Source organism: Paenibacillus naphthalenovorans, from assembly GCF_900099895.1.
Lineage (GTDB): Bacteria > Bacillota > Bacilli > Paenibacillales > NBRC-103111 > Paenibacillus_G > Paenibacillus_G naphthalenovorans.
This window is the reverse complement of the sequence record NZ_FNDY01000002.1, coordinates 192368-208923: the sequence shown is the minus strand read 5'-3', so window position 1 is coordinate 208923 and position 16556 is coordinate 192368. Positions and strand designations below refer to the sequence as shown.

14 protein-coding genes are annotated in these 16556 nt (G+C 49.0%); 13 read left to right on the top strand and 1 reads right to left on the bottom strand.

Annotation, left to right across the window (positions count from 1 at the left end; genetic code table 11):
• Positions 1-9: 9 nt before the first annotated feature.
• The 3 genes from BLT35_RS27760 (at position 10) to BLT35_RS03475 (ending at position 2764) form a co-directional block, all read left to right on the top strand.
• On the top strand, positions 10-138 hold the full coding sequence (locus tag BLT35_RS27760) for a hypothetical protein (protein WP_302848182.1): 129 nt from the start codon (positions 10-12) through the stop codon (positions 136-138).
• Between the two features lie 147 nt (positions 139-285).
• Entirely contained in the window at positions 286-1593 is a 1308-nt protein-coding gene (locus tag BLT35_RS03480) for a Gfo/Idh/MocA family protein (RefSeq protein WP_062407417.1), read from the top strand.
• Positions 1594-1618: 25 nt separating this feature from the next.
• Complete coding sequence (locus BLT35_RS03475) at positions 1619-2764, top strand: glycoside hydrolase family 88/105 protein (protein ID WP_074727009.1); 1146 nt, start codon at positions 1619-1621, stop codon at positions 2762-2764.
• On the opposite strand, the gene BLT35_RS03470 is transcribed toward BLT35_RS03475, so the two are convergent.
• Positions 2691-3581, bottom strand: a complete 891-nt coding sequence (locus BLT35_RS03470; protein ID WP_062407420.1) for an AraC family transcriptional regulator — start codon at positions 3579-3581, stop codon at positions 2691-2693. The two genes, BLT35_RS03475 and BLT35_RS03470, sit on opposite strands and share 74 nt — an antisense overlap.
• A 488-nt stretch (positions 3582-4069) precedes the next feature.
• Here BLT35_RS03470 and BLT35_RS03465 point away from each other — a divergent pair, with 488 nt between their 5' ends.
• From BLT35_RS03465 to BLT35_RS03420, 10 genes are all read left to right on the top strand, one after another.
• Positions 4070-5332, top strand: a complete 1263-nt coding sequence (locus BLT35_RS03465) for an L-lactate MFS transporter (RefSeq protein ID WP_062407422.1) — start codon at positions 4070-4072, stop codon at positions 5330-5332.
• 201 nt (positions 5333-5533) lie between these two features.
• On the top strand, positions 5534-5737 hold the full coding sequence (locus tag BLT35_RS03460) for a hypothetical protein (RefSeq protein WP_137670466.1): 204 nt from the start codon (positions 5534-5536) through the stop codon (positions 5735-5737).
• Positions 5738-6144: 407 nt separating this feature from the next.
• Positions 6145-7425, top strand: coding sequence for an isocitrate lyase (gene aceA, locus BLT35_RS03455; RefSeq protein WP_062407426.1), 1281 nt, complete (start codon positions 6145-6147; stop codon positions 7423-7425).
• Positions 7426-7578: 153 nt separating this feature from the next.
• Entirely contained in the window at positions 7579-8910 is a 1332-nt protein-coding gene (locus tag BLT35_RS03450; protein WP_074727056.1) for a DRTGG domain-containing protein, read from the top strand.
• A gap of 154 nt (positions 8911-9064) precedes the next feature.
• Positions 9065-10672, top strand: a complete 1608-nt coding sequence (locus tag BLT35_RS03445) for a LytS/YhcK type 5TM receptor domain-containing protein (protein WP_074727007.1) — start codon at positions 9065-9067, stop codon at positions 10670-10672.
• A gap of 6 nt (positions 10673-10678) precedes the next feature.
• Complete coding sequence (locus tag BLT35_RS03440; protein WP_074727006.1) at positions 10679-11410, top strand: LytR/AlgR family response regulator transcription factor; 732 nt, start codon at positions 10679-10681, stop codon at positions 11408-11410.
• A 203-nt stretch (positions 11411-11613) separates the two neighbouring features.
• The gene (locus BLT35_RS03435) at positions 11614-13674 is read left to right on the top strand and encodes a carbon starvation CstA family protein (RefSeq protein WP_062410848.1); all 2061 of its coding nucleotides are present in this window, start codon (positions 11614-11616) and stop codon (positions 13672-13674) included.
• Between the two features lie 5 nt (positions 13675-13679).
• Positions 13680-13874: a YbdD/YjiX family protein gene (locus BLT35_RS03430; RefSeq protein ID WP_054818771.1), complete on the top strand. Its 195-nt coding sequence runs from the start codon at positions 13680-13682 to the stop codon at positions 13872-13874.
• A gap of 239 nt (positions 13875-14113) precedes the next feature.
• Positions 14114-15133 (top strand): LacI family DNA-binding transcriptional regulator, encoded by a 1020-nt coding sequence (locus BLT35_RS03425; RefSeq protein ID WP_054818764.1) that lies wholly within the window; start codon positions 14114-14116, stop codon positions 15131-15133.
• Between the two features lie 245 nt (positions 15134-15378).
• Positions 15379-16410, top strand: a complete 1032-nt coding sequence (locus tag BLT35_RS03420; protein ID WP_235594250.1) for a LacI family DNA-binding transcriptional regulator — start codon at positions 15379-15381, stop codon at positions 16408-16410.
• Positions 16411-16556: the final 146 nt, after the last annotated feature.

Sequence of the window (16556 nt, the reverse complement as noted above, 5' to 3'; positions counted from 1 at the left end):
CGGGAAGCTATGGTCGATTGGAAAGAAGTAAGTAACGCAAGCCTTTCAGGGCTGCTTTCTGTACAGCCTTCTGCCATCATCTCCAAAGTACAAAGCTTTGAAAGCCGAAGCAAACGAAATCATGTAAGCAAAGATTAGCCGTCCTTTCACTAGAGAGAGGACGGTTTTTGTTTTGTGAAAAAGAGCATAAATAGCAAAGTTTTATGGATCATGACAAAATCCGTCCAAGATTTCATCTTCGATTTGTTCTACAATGCAATGGAAATGAAAAAAGACTGACGGGGGATGAGCCAGGTGAAAAAGTATGTCATTTGTGGAGTAAGCGGCAGAGCGATGAATATGTTTATCGGTCCTATGCTTCAAACATTCTCAACGCATGCGGAAATTGCGGGACTGCTTGATGTGGATCCAAGGCGGTTTGAAGTATGCTTTGAGAAATATCCCCAGCTCAAAGGAGTTCCCGTGTACAGCCCGGAACAATTCGAAGACATGGTTCGCGGGACCGGGCCGGATGCGGTCATCGTTGCCGGAGCGGACCATACGCATGAAACTTACATTGTCAAAGCGCTCGAGCATGATCTGGATGTGATTACGGAAAAGCCTATGGCTGTGACCGGCGAAGAATGCCGGAAAATTCTGGAGGCTGAAGCAAAGTCCAAAGGCAGGGTGAGCGTAACGTTCAATTACCGGTATATGCCGATTCATGCCAGGATCAAAGAGCTTATTCTGGAAGGGAAAATCGGGCGTGTGACTTCCGTTGATTTGAACTGGTACATCGACACCTACCATGGTGCCAGCTATTTCAAACGCTGGAACCGGAAAAGAAGCAACTCGGGAGGCTTGTCCATTCACAAAAGCACGCATCACTTCGATTTGGTGAGCTGGTGGATCGATCAGACTCCTGTAGAAGCCTTTGCTTACGGGGCATTGAATTATTACGGTCCTGAAGGAGAGCTGAATCCGAGGAAGGAGGATAGGAGATATTGCGGGACCTGTAATGTGAAACAGGATTGCGCTTATTACATGAGATGGTTCGGCAGAAGCAGGGAGGCGGTTCCGAAAGACGACCATATCGGCGAGGCTGCGTTCGGCAAGGGTCCGGGCAGCTACACGAATTACCGTCCGGACGCCTGTATTTTCGATTCGGAGATCGATATCGAGGATACCTATACGGCAGCCGTCAAATTTGACAAAGGTGCGCTGCTCAGCTACTCGGTCAATTTCTCCGTACCTTATGAAGGCTATCGGTTGGCCATTAACGGGACAAGGGGCCGTTTGGAGACTCAGGAATTCCATGCGCCCGGCCGCATTCCTTTTCCCGTACCTGTACAGACGATCGATTATTTCCCTTTATTCGGCTCGAAGGAAACCATTCATGTTGTGTTTACCGAGGGAGGACACGGGGGAGGAGACCCGCTCATTCTGGAGGACTTGTTTCTTGGCCCCGATCCCCGCAAACCGTACGAAATCTTAACGGGAGCCCGAGCGGGAGCGAATTCCGTATTGGCCGGCGAGGCCATTTGGAAATCGGTTAAATCCGGTGCGCCGGTGCGTATTCAAGAGTTGTTATACCAGGAATCGGCAAGCCGATAAAAGGTTCGCAAAGGGAGTGAACCCGATGGATGGATTACAATGGGCAGTCCAAACGGCGGAAACGTTCATGTCCGCCTCCGATTTGCAAGGCTATCATCCGGAGTTGGCCAAGCGATGGGCTTATGTGCCGGGGATGATGCTTTTGTCGATCGGGAGGGTGTGGGAACAAACCGGCGAGGCAAAATATTTTGACTACATGAAGAAACATATGGATTTGTTCGTAGAGCCTGGCGGAGCCATCAGAACGTATGTGCTGGAAGAGTATAATCTCGATCAAATTAATCAAGGCAAGGTGCTTTTCCCGCTGCTTCGTCAAACCGGGGAGACGCGGTATGAGAAGGCGGCGCATTTGCTTGCGGCCCAGCTGAGGGGACACCCGAGAACAAGCGAGGGCGGATTTTGGCACAAAAAGATTTATCCGTTCCAAATGTGGCTCGATGGATTGTATATGTCTTCCCCCTTCCTTGCGCAGTATGCCCAAACGTTCGGACAGCCGGAATGGTTTGACGAAGTTTCCCGGCAGCTCCTGCTGGTGGAGAAACAAACGCGAGATCCCGTAACCGGGCTGCTGGTTCATGCCTGGGATGAAAGCAGGGAACAGCGCTGGTGTAATCCAGACACGGGAAAGTCCTTGCATTTTTGGAGCCGGGCTATGGGCTGGTATACGATGGCGATCGTGGATGCGCTGGAGCATTTTCCGGCGGATCATCCCAAGAGAGGAACGATTGTCGGCATTTTTGAACGTATGGCCGGTGCCTTGGTGCGGGTGCAGGAAGCGGAGAGCGGTTTATGGTATCAAGTGCTGGATATGGGGCAAAAGGAAGGAAATTACCTGGAGGCCTCCGGTACAGGGATGTTCACCTATGCGATCGCCAAAGGGGTGCGTTTAGGATATTTGTCGCCTAAATTCAAGCCCGCCGCTGTCAAAAGCTATCAGGGAATGCTTGAACGGCTCGTAGAGACGGATGAAACCGGCGTTCACTTGAATCAGATCTGCCATGGCGCGGGGCTGGGCGGAACTCCTTATCGTGACGGAAGCTATTCATACTATATCGGTGAAAAGGTTGTCCGGGATGCGATGATGGGGCTTGCCCCGTTCATATTGGCCGGTGTGGAGATTCATAGGCTGCGGGAGACGGAGTCCCGGACGCAGCTGCAGCATCGGTCGTAAATATACCCGAGGATTTAATCATTTTTTTGTACTCCATCGGCGACATCATGGCGATTTGTTTAAATTTGCGATTGAAGTGGGCGATATTGACGTATCCAACCTGCCCGGCGATTTCAATCACTTTATGCGGTGTTTCCCGGAGCAGCTTCTGGGCCTCGCGGATGCGCAGCGTATGAATGTATTGCGTAAAATTAAAGCCGGTATACCGCTTGAATAAACGGCTGAAATGAAACGGACTGATAAAAAAGCGGGCGGCTACCCCTTCCATCGTAAGCGATTTCACAAAATTGGCGTTGCAGTATTCAATGACCTCCGAAATTTTAGGATGCATTGGAATATGGGCCGCCTCCGCGGTTTCTTTCATTTTGCGGGAAGCGAACAACAGCAATTGAACGAGCAGCGTTTCGCAGTATAAGGAGCGTCCTTGACGGCCGCGATCGGAGTATTCGTTATTCATTTGGAAGATCAGATTTTCGATATAGTTTTGCTCGAGGTTGTTTAGTTCAACGATTCTGTTGGCGCTCATGAAAGAGGACAGCAGCATATCCATATGCTGCCCGTGATACTGGTCGACAAAGCGGTCGGTAAAATAAACGACCGCCCTCTCATGCAGCTTGCCGCCCGCTATGGTCTTATGGATTTCATTCTTCTTAATGAAAATCATCGAGCCCTTTTGTACATAGTAAGTCCGGTTCTCAATGTAATAATAACGTTCTCCCGCGAACAAGTAGTAAATTTCATAATGATCATGATAGTGAAATTTTCGCATAGCGAAATTTTCGCCTTTTGCAAAATGAATTTGAAAATCTTCATCCATCGCAGTCCCACTCCCTATCCCAAGAATAGCAAATCACTGTAAACGTATGCAACCAAAAGCTGAAAGGGGATTCATGTCCATACGAAACCGATTCAACGATTCGTTGTAGAACGTTAATTTGCGATTTGTAACACAGAACAAATCTATTGCCATGAATACGGTTGCATGGTAGAATGAGGAAGTCTAATATTTGTCGAAATTGTTAACATGTTAACGAAATAATTAACGAGAATATTAACGAGAATATTAACGAAATGGTAATCGGAATTTATTCCGGAAGCGCTTGATTCGTGAGCAGCGATCCTGTTCCACGTTAAGCTGTTCCCGGAACATACGAAATAATCACAATATGCTGGTTTGACGTAGCGCTCCTGCGGGTATACTAGCGTCACAAATCCTGTCCACTGCTCTCATGCGATCCAAGGACAGGCGTTTGTGATGCTTTTTATTTCTCTGCATAAGAGAATTTTGATGAAGAGGTGTAATGTATGGAGAAAATTAAAAACCGTTGGTTGATTGCTGCATCAGCAGTAGGGATCCATATTTCTATCGGATCTGTTTATGCATGGAGCAATTTTACCAACCCGCTGATCCAACAGTTCGGCTGGACAGCAAGTCAAGTTCAGTTTACGTTTAGTTTGGCCATTCTGTTTCTAGGGTTGTCAGCGGCTTTCATGGGTCATTTTGTGGAAAAACACGGTCCCCGCAAGTCCGGTTTGGTTGCCGCCGTCTTTTTCGGTATAGGGACATTCGGCTCCGGTTTTGCGGTGAACCTGGAATCGCTCAATCTGCTTTACCTGTGTTATGGAGTGCTTGGCGGAATTGGCCTGGGTGTTGGTTATATTGCGCCCGTGTCCACATTGGTCAAGTGGTTCCCGGATCGCCGCGGGTTGGCTACGGGTCTTGCGATTATGGGCTTTGGATTTGCCGCCGCGATCAGCAGTCCGATTATGAATTCCTTAATCCAGTCGGTGGGAACAGCCAAGACGTTTTATATTCTGGGCGCGGCTTACTTTCTATTGATGCTGGTGTCGTCCTTGTACCTTGAGAAGCCGCCTGCCGGTTGGATGCCTGCTGGATTTCAGGAGAAAGTCAAGGCTTCCAAATCGCGGTATACCGATCTCTCTCAGCTTACGGCCAATGAAGCGATCAAGACATCCCGCTTTTATTACCTTTGGATTATGCTGTTCATTAATATCACTTGCGGGATTGCCATCCTGTCGGCGGCAAAGCCGCTTGCTCAGGAGAGCATCGGGCTGTCTGTGACGGAAGCCGCCGCCCTGGTTGGCGTACTGGGGCTGTTCAACGGTCTCGGACGTATCGGTTGGGCATCCGTCTCGGATTACATTGGCCGTCCCAACACTTACACGACGTTCTTTGTGCTTCAGATCATCCTGTTTGCACTTCTGCCCTATACAACAACGGTTATATTATTCCAAATTATGCTTGCCGTGATATACACTTGTTATGGAGGAGGCTTTGCGGCCATCCCCGCGTATATCGGCGACCTATTCGGAACCAAGCAGCTTGGTGCGATTCATGGGTATATTTTAACCGCCTGGGCGGCCGCCGGCTTGGCCGGTCCAATGTTTGCCGCATGGATCAAAGATACAACAGGAAGCTATGCGAACAGCTTGAGCTTCTTTGCCGGCCTGTTCGTTATCGCACTTATTGTTTCCTTGTTGATTCGCAGAGACATCCGCAAGCTGAAGGAGCAAGCCGTTTTTAATCAAGAGAAACATGCTTATTAAAAGAACAAACAAAGGGGGTGTCCCACTTATGGGACGGCCCCTTTTTTATGTACGCCCGACATGATCCAAGGCGGGGAAATATTTTGTTATATAAAAAATCATCATTTTTTTTATCTGTTGCATATAATTAATTTCTGTTATATAATAAATTAAAATTATATATGCTGTAGTATTATAATATTACATTCGAAGGGAGCGGTAATGATGAATAGCACGGCATTGTCGGCTGAATGTAATACTGGCAGGATTGGGAAAATACATGTGCTGGAAGCGAGCAAGGAAGAAACAAGAGCGGTGGCGCGCACGGAACATGATGAACTGGGAGAAACGGTTTTTTATGATTTATCTCCTGTTCATATGTCCTTGTATTATGCAGCATTTGATCCTGATATGGATATTTCATAAAGAACGAATACACGGCTCTGCAGTCCGCCAAACCAATGGCGGACTTTTTAATGGTCTAAATATTATATAACAAATAAAAAATATAAAAAACAGTATTGAACAATTTTATTTTATATGTTATAAAATAAATATAAAAAATAAACTGTATTATAACAAATGAAAAGGAGCTGGTTGTGATGGACTGCCCCAAGTGTTATGGAACAGGGGAATGGGAAGGGATAAACTACAGCGATGAGGAACAGCATTCGAAAGAAGATCAGCATGCTGGAACTAATCGGGATAGAACGTCCTTGCCGTACACTTGCCCGATTTGCGGAGGCAGCGGGTATTTGGAAGAATCGATTTAATTTCCATTCGCAAGGCTAGCAACCGTGTATTTTATTTTAAAATAGGGAGAGCTGATACAAATGAGTAACCGCCGGCTTCAAGAGGAGCAATTGCAATCCAGTTGGAATTCGAAGAGATTTGAAGGAGTTAAGCGGCCGTATACCGCAGAGGACGTTATTCGCCTTCGCGGTTCCGTGCAAATTGAACATACGCTGGCCGCCCGGGGAGCAAAGAAGCTGTGGGAACTGGTCAATACGGAAGATTTCGTCCCGGCACTCGGAGCGCTTACCGGAAATCAGGCTGTCCAACAAGCCAAAGCAGGACTTAAAGCCATTTATTTAAGCGGTTGGCAGGTGGCCGCCGATGCGAACTTATCAGGTCATATGTATCCCGATCAAAGCTTATATCCGGCCAACAGCGTTCCCCACGTGGTAAAACGGATTAATCAGGCGCTTCAGCGGGCGGATCAGATCCAGTACTCGGAGGGCAAAGAAGACATTGATTTCTTTTTGCCTATCGTGGCCGATGCGGAAGCCGGCTTTGGCGGACCTTTGAACGTATTCGAATTAATGAAGGCTATGATCGAAGCAGGAGCTGCGGCTGTCCACTTTGAAGATCAGCTCTCCTCGGAGAAGAAATGCGGCCATTTGGGCGGGAAGGTGCTGCTTCCTACACAGCAAGCGGTCAAGAACTTAATCGCTGCCAGACTTGCTGCCGATGTCCTGGGTGTGGAGACGGTCCTGATCGCAAGAACAGATGCGAATGCCGCCCGTTTGATCACGAGCGACATCGATGAGTACGACCGTCCTTTCTTTACAGGGGAACGTTCACCGGAGGGCTTCTACTACGTCAAGGAAGGGCTGGATCAAGCGATTGCCCGTGGTCTTGCATATGCTCCATACGCCGATATGATCTGGTGCGAGACATCCGAGCCGAACCTCGATGAGGCCCGGCGGTTCGCGGAAGCTATCCATGCGAAATTTCCGGGGAAATTACTTGCCTATAACTGCTCCCCGTCCTTCAACTGGAAAAAGAAATTGGATGACAAAACAACAGCCGAATTCCAGAGAGAGCTTGGAAAGTTGGGATACAAATTCCAGTTTGTCACTTTAGCCGGGTTCCATGCGCTCAATCACAGCATGTTTGAACTGGCTTACGACTACAAAGACCGTGGCATGGCCGCTTATTCCGAATTCCAGCAGCGTGAATTTGCCAGCGAGTCCAAGGGCTATGAGGCGACTCGCCATCAGCGCGAGGTTGGTACGGGATACTTCGATGAAGTATCACAGGTCATTTCGGGCGGGACCTCTTCCACTACGGCACTGACGGGCTCGACCGAGGAAGAGCAGTTCGCTCATTAAATAAAAAGCGGACAGCACCTTCATTGAACTGCACCCCAATGGTTAGACATAACTAGCCATTGGAGGTGCTGTTCAAATCGGGTGCTGTTTTTTTTTGCTGAGCTATTATATAATTGTCTAAATATTATAGAACAGTTCAGCGAGGTGCGGAAGATGAGCTCGGACAATTCGGAACTCAATACAAAGCATGAACAAATAACCAAATACATTGAGTCATTAAGCGTAGGGACGAAGCTGTCCGTTCGGAAAATCGCTCAAGAGCTGGACGTTAGTGAAGGCACCGCGTACCGTGCTATTAAGGAAGCTGAAAATAGCGGACTGGTCAGCACCAAAAGACGAATCGGCACCATCCGGGTGGAGAAGAAAGAGGAGCACCAGATTGATAAGCTTACCTTTGCGGAAATCGTCAAAGTGGTGGAAGGGGTTGTGCTTGGCGGATCCGCGGGAATCCATAAAACGTTGAACAAATTTGTTATCGGCGCGATGCAGCTTGAAGCGATGCTGAAGTATATTGAGCCGGGAAATCTCCTTATTGTCGGAAATCGTGTACAAGCCCATATGTGTGCGCTCAGCCAAGGCTCGGGCGTATTGATTACGGGAGGTTTTGACACAACCCCCGAGGTCAAGAAGCTTGCTGACGATCTGGAGCTGCCGATTATCGGAAGCAGCTATGATACGTTTACCGTTGCCGCCATGATTAACCGGGCCATTGAGGATCGATTAATCAAGAAGCAGATCCTGATCGTGGAAGATATCATTCGCAAAGACACGCCGGTTTATTCCTTACTGCCGACAAATACGGTGAAAGAAATGGAAAAACTGGTGGAGCAAACGTCACATACCCGTTATCCTGTGGTGGATGAAGACCAAAACCCGATCGGCATTATTACGACCAAAGACATTATCGGCGCCAAACCTGACCAGCCGATCGGAGAATTGATGACGTTGAATCCGCTCGTGATCAGCAGCAAAGCGTCTGTAGCTTCCGCAGGCCATACGATGGTTTGGGAAGGCATCGAACTGCTTCCGGTCATTGACCAGGATCGGAAAATGGTTGGAGTCATCAGCCGTAAAGACGTCATGAAAGCGATGCAATACATGCAAAAACAGCCTCAAAATGCGGAAACCTTTGAAGTTCAAATCAGCGCGGGATTTGAAGAGCTGCGGAACTCGGAAGGGAAGCTGTATTTCAGAGGCTCGGTGACACCCCAAATGACCAATTATGAAGGCATGGTGTCGGAGGGAGTCTTATCGACCCTGATGATTCGAGCCGCGTACCGTACGGTACAGGAGCATAAAAAAGGCGATTTGATCATAGACAGCTGCTCCAGTTATTTTCTCGTGGCGCTGCAAATCGACGATGTGATCGAAATCGTGCCCACGATTATTGAATTAAGCCGAAGATTTTGCAAGATCGATTTGGAAATGATGTGCAATGGCGTTCGTGTGGCGAGATCCATGGTAACGGCGCGAATACTGCAATAACGATGATTCGTCGTTGATCTTGCTCCCGGTTAAAACATTGGCTCTGCGCCGCGGCGTACATCAGCCAATGTTTTTTAGATGGGCCGGGTGACCGTGTGAAGTGTGTGGCCTATGTTGGACTACAGGATGAAGATGTTCGAAGGTGCGTGAACCGATGCTGCAGTTGTCTGTCGACATGCTGGAAAGAGTTGGATTTTTGATCGCATTGGCTTTTGTTTTCTCACGCAGCCGTTGGATGAGAAGCTATATGAATTATCAGGGGGACAAGTCGTATCAGTGGCGGTTCCTTGTCTTTTTTAGCGCCTATGCGATGCTAGGCACATATTCCGGTGTAAGCGTTTCAAATTACACCTACCAGCCGGCCCCGTGGATCGGTGAGGTAACCCCGACGGCAGCCATAGCGAATTCCAGAACCGTTGGCGTTGTTATTGCCGGTTTGCTTGGCGGAGTGAAAAGCGGGCTGGTGGTCGGAACGGTGGCCGGTTTGCACAGATACAGCTTGGGCGGCTTTGTAGCGGTGGCTTGTATGGTTGCCCCTATCCTTCAAGGCATCTTGGCCGGACTTTGCAGAAATGCGTTGAAAAGGCGTTTCCGTAAATTTTCATCGATGCAGCTTGCGTTTGTCGTCGGTTTTTTTGCCGAGCTACTGCAAATGTTGCTCATTCTGATGCTGGCCAAGCCATGGGATGAAGCAGTAGAGTTAGTATCGCTCATCGGCTTTCCTCAGGTATTCGCTAACAGCGTTGGCGTCGCTCTTTATTTTGTCTTGTATAACTCCATGGTACGCGAGGAAGAACGAATCGGTATGGAGCATGCCCATAAAGCTTTGCAAATCGCCGACATGACGATGCCGCTGTGGCGGCTGGAATTCGATCAGGCGGTTCGTGAAATCGCCAAGGTGCTTAACGAGGAGACGAAGGCTGTAGGTGTGTTTTTCAGCAAAAACGGTTCGGAATGGATTGCGGAGGGAAGAAAAACCGGCTTTTGGATAGATATGAATATTGAAATCCAGAATAAGAAACCGATAGGACAATTTCGTTTGTTTTTCGAACGTTTGGACCAGGATGATCATCCTTCCCGGAGGAGAATGCTGGCCTCTCTGGCGGGGCTGCTTTCCCAGCAGTATGCCTTTGTGGAAACCCAGAGGCAGGCACAGCTTCTTGCAGACGCCGAAATCCGTTCTCTGCAGGCGCAGATGAATCCGCATTTTTTGTTTAACGTACTCAATACGGTCAAATCGTTTATTCGAACGAAGCCGGAAGAAGCTCGCCAGATGGTCATGCATTTGTCCCGATTTTTGCGTAAAAATATGAGCAACGGCAATCAAAGGCTGGTTCCGATCCGTGATGAAATCGAGCTGGTGATGTCCTACCTGAACTTAATCAAAGCGCGGCTGGGAGATCAACTGGATTTTTTTATCGATATCGATGAACATGTTTTAGATCGTCAGATTCCTCCTTTTACGATTCAGCCTCTCGTAGAAAACGCCATCGTTCACGGGATTGCCAACGCAGGCAGACCGGGAGTGATTCAAGTTCGGGTCAAGGAAGAGCAGAACGGCGAGGAGCTGCAGACGAGAATTTCCGTTGAAGATGACGGGGTAGGTCTGAAAGCCGGCGGATTAAAACGTCAGGAGGAACACGCGGGTATGGCGCTGCGCAATATTGAGCAGCGTCTAAGCTACCATTACGGAAATGAACGTCCTCTTGAAATTGACAGCAAACCGGGAGAAGGCACAAAAATCAGCTTTTGGGTGAGGTGAAGGCAGATGGGTTGGAATATCGTGATTGCGGACGATGAGGCTCCGGCAAGGGAAGAGCTTGTCTATTTATTGGAGCAGATCGATGATGTGGAAAGTGTGATACAGGCCAACTGCGGTATGGATGCCATCAAAAAGGTAAAAGAACATGCCCCGGATGTGCTGTTTCTGGATATGAACATGCCCGATTTGAACGGGCTTCAAGTGGCCGAAATCGTCGGCGGGATGAATCCGCAGATGAAGATCGTCTTTTCTACCGCTTATGATCAATATGCGGTCGATGCATTCAAGCTGAGGGCTTTCCATTATATGCTCAAGCCCTATGACGAAGAAGATGTGAACATAGTTTTCCGGGAGCTGCGCAAAAAACGCACGGAGATCGGATCGCCAAGCCTGGCCGCCCCTGCCCCCGTTAAGCTGGCGCTTGAAGTGGATGAAGGCATCAAGTATGTATTTCCCAAAGATATTGTGTTTATCAGCAAAGAGGGAAAATATGTACAGGTTCACACGCATGACAAGGCTTACGGGGGGGCCTATACCTTGTCGGAGCTGGAACAAAAGCTGGAGCCGTTCGGCTTCTTTCGCTGCCACAAAAGCTTTCTCGTGAACCTGGCTTCGATTGTCGAAATGAAAACGTGGGTTAACGGCGCCTACGATCTGCTGATGGACGACGCGGCGGAAAGCCGTATACCAGTCAGCCGGAATTATGTGAAGGGCTTACGTTTGAAGCTTGAAATTTAACATCATGCTTCGGTAATCATGCATGTTGCGTTCCAGGCGTTTCGCGCAAATTCCAAACGGTTTATACTGATTGCAAGCGTTGCCAATCTTAAGCCGTTTGGGGGGTATCACATGGGTACGATAAGCTGAGAGATGATGGCTTCCGCATCGCATATGATGGTTTGCGCATAATAAGAAAACGCTTACAATGGAGTGGTGACATGATGAAAAACAAATTCGTTTCGTATGTTGTATGGGCAGCTATTGCGGTGTTAGGTGCGGCGGGCTTTGCCATGATCGCGCTGGCGAGCGGCGAGAGCATTTCGGCGGCGTGGTTGATCATAGCGGCGATTTGTACCTATGCGTTCGGTTATCGCTTTTACAGCCGTTTTATCGCCAAGAAGATTTATGAATTAAACGACGATCGGGCAACGCCCGCTCAAGTTCATAACGATGGTAAAGACTTTGTCCCGACGAATAAATATGTACTCTTCGGCCACCATTTTGCGGCCATTGCAGGCGCGGGACCGTTAGTCGGTCCGATTCTGGCCGCACAAATGGGTTATCTGCCCAGTATTTTGTGGATTATCATCGGGGCCGTTCTTGCGGGATGCGTACAAGACTTTGTGACGCTTGTCGGCTCCATGCGCAGAGACGGGAAGTCGCTCGGTCAAATGGCCAAAGACGAAGTGGGGCGATTCGCCGGAACCCTGGCCTCCATCGCCACCCTCGCGATCCTGATCATTATTGTCGCCGTGCTCGGACTTGTCGTCGTCAAAGCATTGGCGGAGTCTCCGTGGGGAATGTTTACGATTGCCATGACGATGCCGATCGCCATTTTTATGGGCTTCTATATGCGCTTTATTCGGCCGGGAAAAGTGATCGAAGGGTCGATTATCGGGTTTGTTTTATTAATGTTCGCTTTATGGGCAGGACAGTATGTAGCGCAAAGCGAGACGCTGTCCCAAATGTTTACCTTCACCGCTCCGCAAATCGCCATCATGATGGTGGTGTACGGATTGATTGCCTCGGTTCTGCCGGTGTGGGTGCTTCTTGCGCCGCGGGATTACTTAAGCTCTTTCTTGAAAATCGGCGTGATCATTCTGCTGGCCGGCGGGATCCTGGTCACCCTGCCGGAACTGCAAATGCCGGCGGTAACCCAATTTATCGACGGTACCGGACCCGTATTCTCCGGCAATTTATTCCCGTTCTTATTCATCACCATTGCTTGCGGTGCCGTATCCGGATTCCACTCCCTGATATCGTCCGGTACGACCCCGAAGCTGATCGAAAGAGAAAGCCATGCGCCTTTTATCGGATATGCAGGGATGGCTGCAGAGTCCTTCGTTGCCGTTATGGCATTGATTGCGGCATGCGCCCTGGAGCCGGGCATTTATTTCGCAATGAACTCCTCCCCGGCCGTAATCGGCACGGACGCGGCGGCAGCGGCGGCCAAAATTTCGTCATGGGGCTTCACGGTAACACCGGAGCAAATTACGAGTACCGCGAAGGAAATCGGGGAGAACACCATTCTTTCCAGAACGGGCGGAGCGCCGACGCTCGCCGTCGGGATGGCCGAAATCTTCTCCACGTTCCTGGCCGGCGCCAAAGCGTTCTGGTATCATTTTGCGATTTTGTTTGAAGCCGTATTTATTTTGACGGCGGTTGACGCGGGTACCCGGGTGGGCCGGTTTATGCTGCAGGATTTGGTCGGCAACTTCTATAAGCCGTTCGCCCAAACCCAGGTGTTTAAATACAATGTTCTCGCCTCTTTTGTGGTTTGCGTCGCCTGGGGATATTTCTTGTATCAGGGAGCCGTCGATCCGTTTGGAGGCATCAACTCCTTGTGGGCTCTATTCGGAATCGCGAATCAAATGCTGGCGGCCATCGCTTTGGCTTTAGCGGCAACGATTATGATTAAAATGGGCAAGGCCCGTTACGCCTGGGTAGGCATCGTTCCGTTTGTTTTTCTGTCGGTGACGACATTGACTGCCGGATTCCAAAAAGTGTTCTCCGAACAGGCGAGCATCGGATTTTTGGCGGCGGCGAAAAAATATCAAGAGGGGATCAACAGCGGGCAAGTGATCGCTCCGGCCAAAAATATGGAAGTCATGCAGCAAATTGTGACCAATAACTATGTCGATGCGATTCTTACTCTCTTTTTCGGTATCGTGGTCATTCTGATGATTATCGAATCTTTGCGGGTATGGTACAAAATTCTGGTTCAAAAACAAGAGCTGAAGCTGCAGGAAGCACCGTATGTCAAATCTACATTTGGAGCGTGATGCCGATGGTAAACCTAACGGGATTTGCGAACAAAGCCAAGGCGACGATCAAGGTTATTTTCAACATTCCGGATTATGAGAAATATATAAAGCATCAACAGGACCACCACCCGGATCAAACGCCCTTGACGGAAAAAGAGTTCTATATGCTGTCCCTGAAGGAGCGATACGAAAGCGGGAAAGTCAATCGCTGTTGTTAAAAAACAAAAAATCGGAGCAGTGCGGAGTATCATGCCGTGCTGCTCTGTTTTCGTGCTTATGATTGTTTGCGGTTTCATTCAAAAAATGAACGGAAACATTCAGATCATGTAATTTTATCCCCAGTTCCCTTCCTTCACCCTATTATTGACATGAAATGGATTTGACGAGTAATATTAGTAAAACGTATTAGGTTCATCGGCAATAACCGCTAATATACAGGTAACGGGGTGTTAACCGAATGGCCAGCATAAGAGAAATCGCCCGGTTGGCTAACGTATCGCAGAGCACGGCTTCCATGGTGCTCAACGGCAAGGGAGAGCAGTATCGGATTTCTGCAGTAACGCAGCAAAGAATTTGGGAAGCGGCCAGACAATTGAATTACCAGCCGAATATTTCCGCAAGACGTCTGCGCAGCGGAGGCGAAACTGTACTGCCGATCATTGCCTTGTTTTGGGCGCTGGATACCCGGACGGTGCTGATCAGCCGCTTTTTGAAGGGGTTTCAGCAAAAGCTTTTGGATATTGAAGGTGAATACGAAATGCTGATTCAGCCTTATGTGGGAACAAAGCTGCACGAAGTGCAAAGCCTGGCCACAGGCACACGGTTCAACGGCGCGATCATCGCAAACCCGACGGAGCAAGACGAGGCATTTCTGGAGCAGACACAGTTCAACGTCCCGATTGTCTTATACCAAAGAAGCTCCACCCGGTATTCTTCGGTTTATGTCGACAGCTATAAATCCGGAGAGGAAGTCGCCCGCCTGTTTGCCGGCCGGGGACACCGGACCGTCGGGGCTATTGTGCCCGATGTCTCTTCCAAAGCCATCCGGCTACGCAAGGAAGGTTTTTTGGCGAAGGCTTCCGAATTAGGTTTGGAGGCAGCGCCGGAGCATATCGTATTCTCGGAATTTTCCGAGCATGGAGGATACGAGGCGGTCCGGCGGCTTCTGTCCTCTGGTAAAGAGCCGCCAACGGCCTTGTTTGTGATTAGCGACCAGATGGCCGTCGGCACGTTATCGGCATTGAACGAATTCGGCAGGAGAGTACCGGAAGAGATCGAAATCGTCGGTTATGACAATGATGAGGTGACGCAATATACGATCCCGGCGTTATCCACGGTCCATTTGCCGGTTGAAGAGATGGCGGGCGAGTGTGTGAGCATGCTGACGGATTTGATGCACCACAAAGCGGTCGGGCCGTTAACGAAAATTTTTGAAACGCACATGGTTATCCGCAGCTCCTGCGGCGGGTTTAAATAAAGAAGCGGGGAAAGGGCTTTCGCTCAAGTCGTTAAGACATGAGGGAAAGCTTTTTTTAACGGTACTAAGTTCACTAAAACGTTAAAGGGAACTGAGAAATTCTCCGATCGGAGTTTTTTTTATTTTAGGGACTTGCCAATCGAAAAAGTCGTTGACATGAAAACGCTTATTAAATATACTAAAAACGTATTAGCAAAACGTATTAGCAAAACGTATTAGCAGTTTGTGGATACTACGGCAACGAGGTGAGAGGTATAGCCAGCATAAAGGAAATTGCACAGCTTGCGAATGTGTCCCAAGGCACCGCTTCCATGGTGCTTAACGGCAAAGGCGATCAATACCGGATCTCGGCCCTTACGCAGCAAAAAGTGTGGGAGGCTGCCAAAAGCTTGAATTACCAGCCGAATATTTCCGCAAGACGGCTGCGCAGTGGCGGTGAAACCGTTCTGCCGATCATCGCTTTGTTTTGGTCGATCGACACCCGTGCAGCCCTGATCAACCGGTTTTTGAAAGGGCTTCAACATTCATTTGCCCTTTTGGACCAAGAGTATGAACTACTGATCCAACCGTTTGTAGGCACAAGACTGCATGAAGTACGCAGCCTGATTACAGGAACCCGGTTTAACGGAGCGATTATTGCCAATGCCACCGAGGATGATGAAGAATATTTGGAGCAAGCAAACCCTATGGTTCCCATCGTGCTTTATCAGCGAAGCTCAAGCAAGTATTCCTGGGTGAATGTCGACAGCCAAAAGACGGGCGAGGAAGTGGCCATGCTGTTTGCTAGTCGTGATCATCGACAAGTTGGGCTTATTGTTCCGGATGTGTCCTCTTCGGCGATTCGCCTCCGAATGGAAGGCTTTTTGTCGAAGGCCCGCGAGCTGGGTATGGAGATTGCAGACCGGCATATCGTGTATTCGGATTTCTCGGAAAAAGGCGGTTATCAAGCGATCCGGCAGATGCTGGCAAGCGGAGACCTGCCTACGGCGCTGTTTTCCATCAGCGATCAAATGTCCGTCGGAGCTTTGATGGCATTAACGGAAGCCGGCAAGAGAATTCCCGAAGACATGGAGATTGTAGGCCATGACGATGACGAAGTGACGCGGTTTACGATTCCGACGCTGTCCACGGTCCATTTGCCTGTTGAAGAGATGGCGGCGGAGTGTGTCAAGGTGCTGACCGATTTGATGCAGTATAAATCCCATGAATCGGTTCACAAATTGTTCGAATCACATTTGGTGATCCGCAAGTCTTGCGGAGGGAATGGAAAACGCTAATGTTCTGTTGAGAAGGTGAACCCGCCTTCTCGTATTTTGAAGTAAACGCTTTATCATACAGGGCTTAAAAGCAGCTTTGATTTCATATTCTCATTTCCGGATCAAAGCTCTTTAAGATATATAAATTTATGACTGGAGGAACTTGT

Excerpts from the sequence above, each read along its gene's own strand:
- BLT35_RS27760 (WP_302848182.1), top strand. The coding sequence starts at position 10 with ATGGTCGATTGGAAAGAAGTAAGTAACGCAAGCCTTTCAGGGCTGCTT.
- BLT35_RS03480 (WP_062407417.1), top strand. The coding sequence starts at position 286 with ATGAGCCAGGTGAAAAAGTATGTCATTTGTGGAGTAAGCGGCAGAGCG.
- BLT35_RS03475 (WP_074727009.1), top strand. The coding sequence starts at position 1,619 with ATGGATGGATTACAATGGGCAGTCCAAACGGCGGAAACGTTCATGTCC.
- BLT35_RS03470 (WP_062407420.1), bottom strand. The coding sequence starts at position 3,581 with ATGGATGAAGATTTTCAAATTCATTTTGCAAAAGGCGAAAATTTCGCT.
- BLT35_RS03465 (WP_062407422.1), top strand. The coding sequence starts at position 4,070 with ATGGAGAAAATTAAAAACCGTTGGTTGATTGCTGCATCAGCAGTAGGG.
- BLT35_RS03460 (WP_137670466.1), top strand. The coding sequence starts at position 5,534 with ATGATGAATAGCACGGCATTGTCGGCTGAATGTAATACTGGCAGGATT.
- aceA (WP_062407426.1), top strand. The coding sequence starts at position 6,145 with ATGAGTAACCGCCGGCTTCAAGAGGAGCAATTGCAATCCAGTTGGAAT.
- BLT35_RS03450 (WP_074727056.1), top strand. The coding sequence starts at position 7,579 with ATGAGCTCGGACAATTCGGAACTCAATACAAAGCATGAACAAATAACC.
- BLT35_RS03445 (WP_074727007.1), top strand. The coding sequence starts at position 9,065 with ATGCTGCAGTTGTCTGTCGACATGCTGGAAAGAGTTGGATTTTTGATC.
- BLT35_RS03440 (WP_074727006.1), top strand. The coding sequence starts at position 10,679 with ATGGGTTGGAATATCGTGATTGCGGACGATGAGGCTCCGGCAAGGGAA.
- BLT35_RS03435 (WP_062410848.1), top strand. The coding sequence starts at position 11,614 with ATGAAAAACAAATTCGTTTCGTATGTTGTATGGGCAGCTATTGCGGTG.
- BLT35_RS03430 (WP_054818771.1), top strand. The coding sequence starts at position 13,680 with ATGGTAAACCTAACGGGATTTGCGAACAAAGCCAAGGCGACGATCAAG.
- BLT35_RS03425 (WP_054818764.1), top strand. The coding sequence starts at position 14,114 with ATGGCCAGCATAAGAGAAATCGCCCGGTTGGCTAACGTATCGCAGAGC.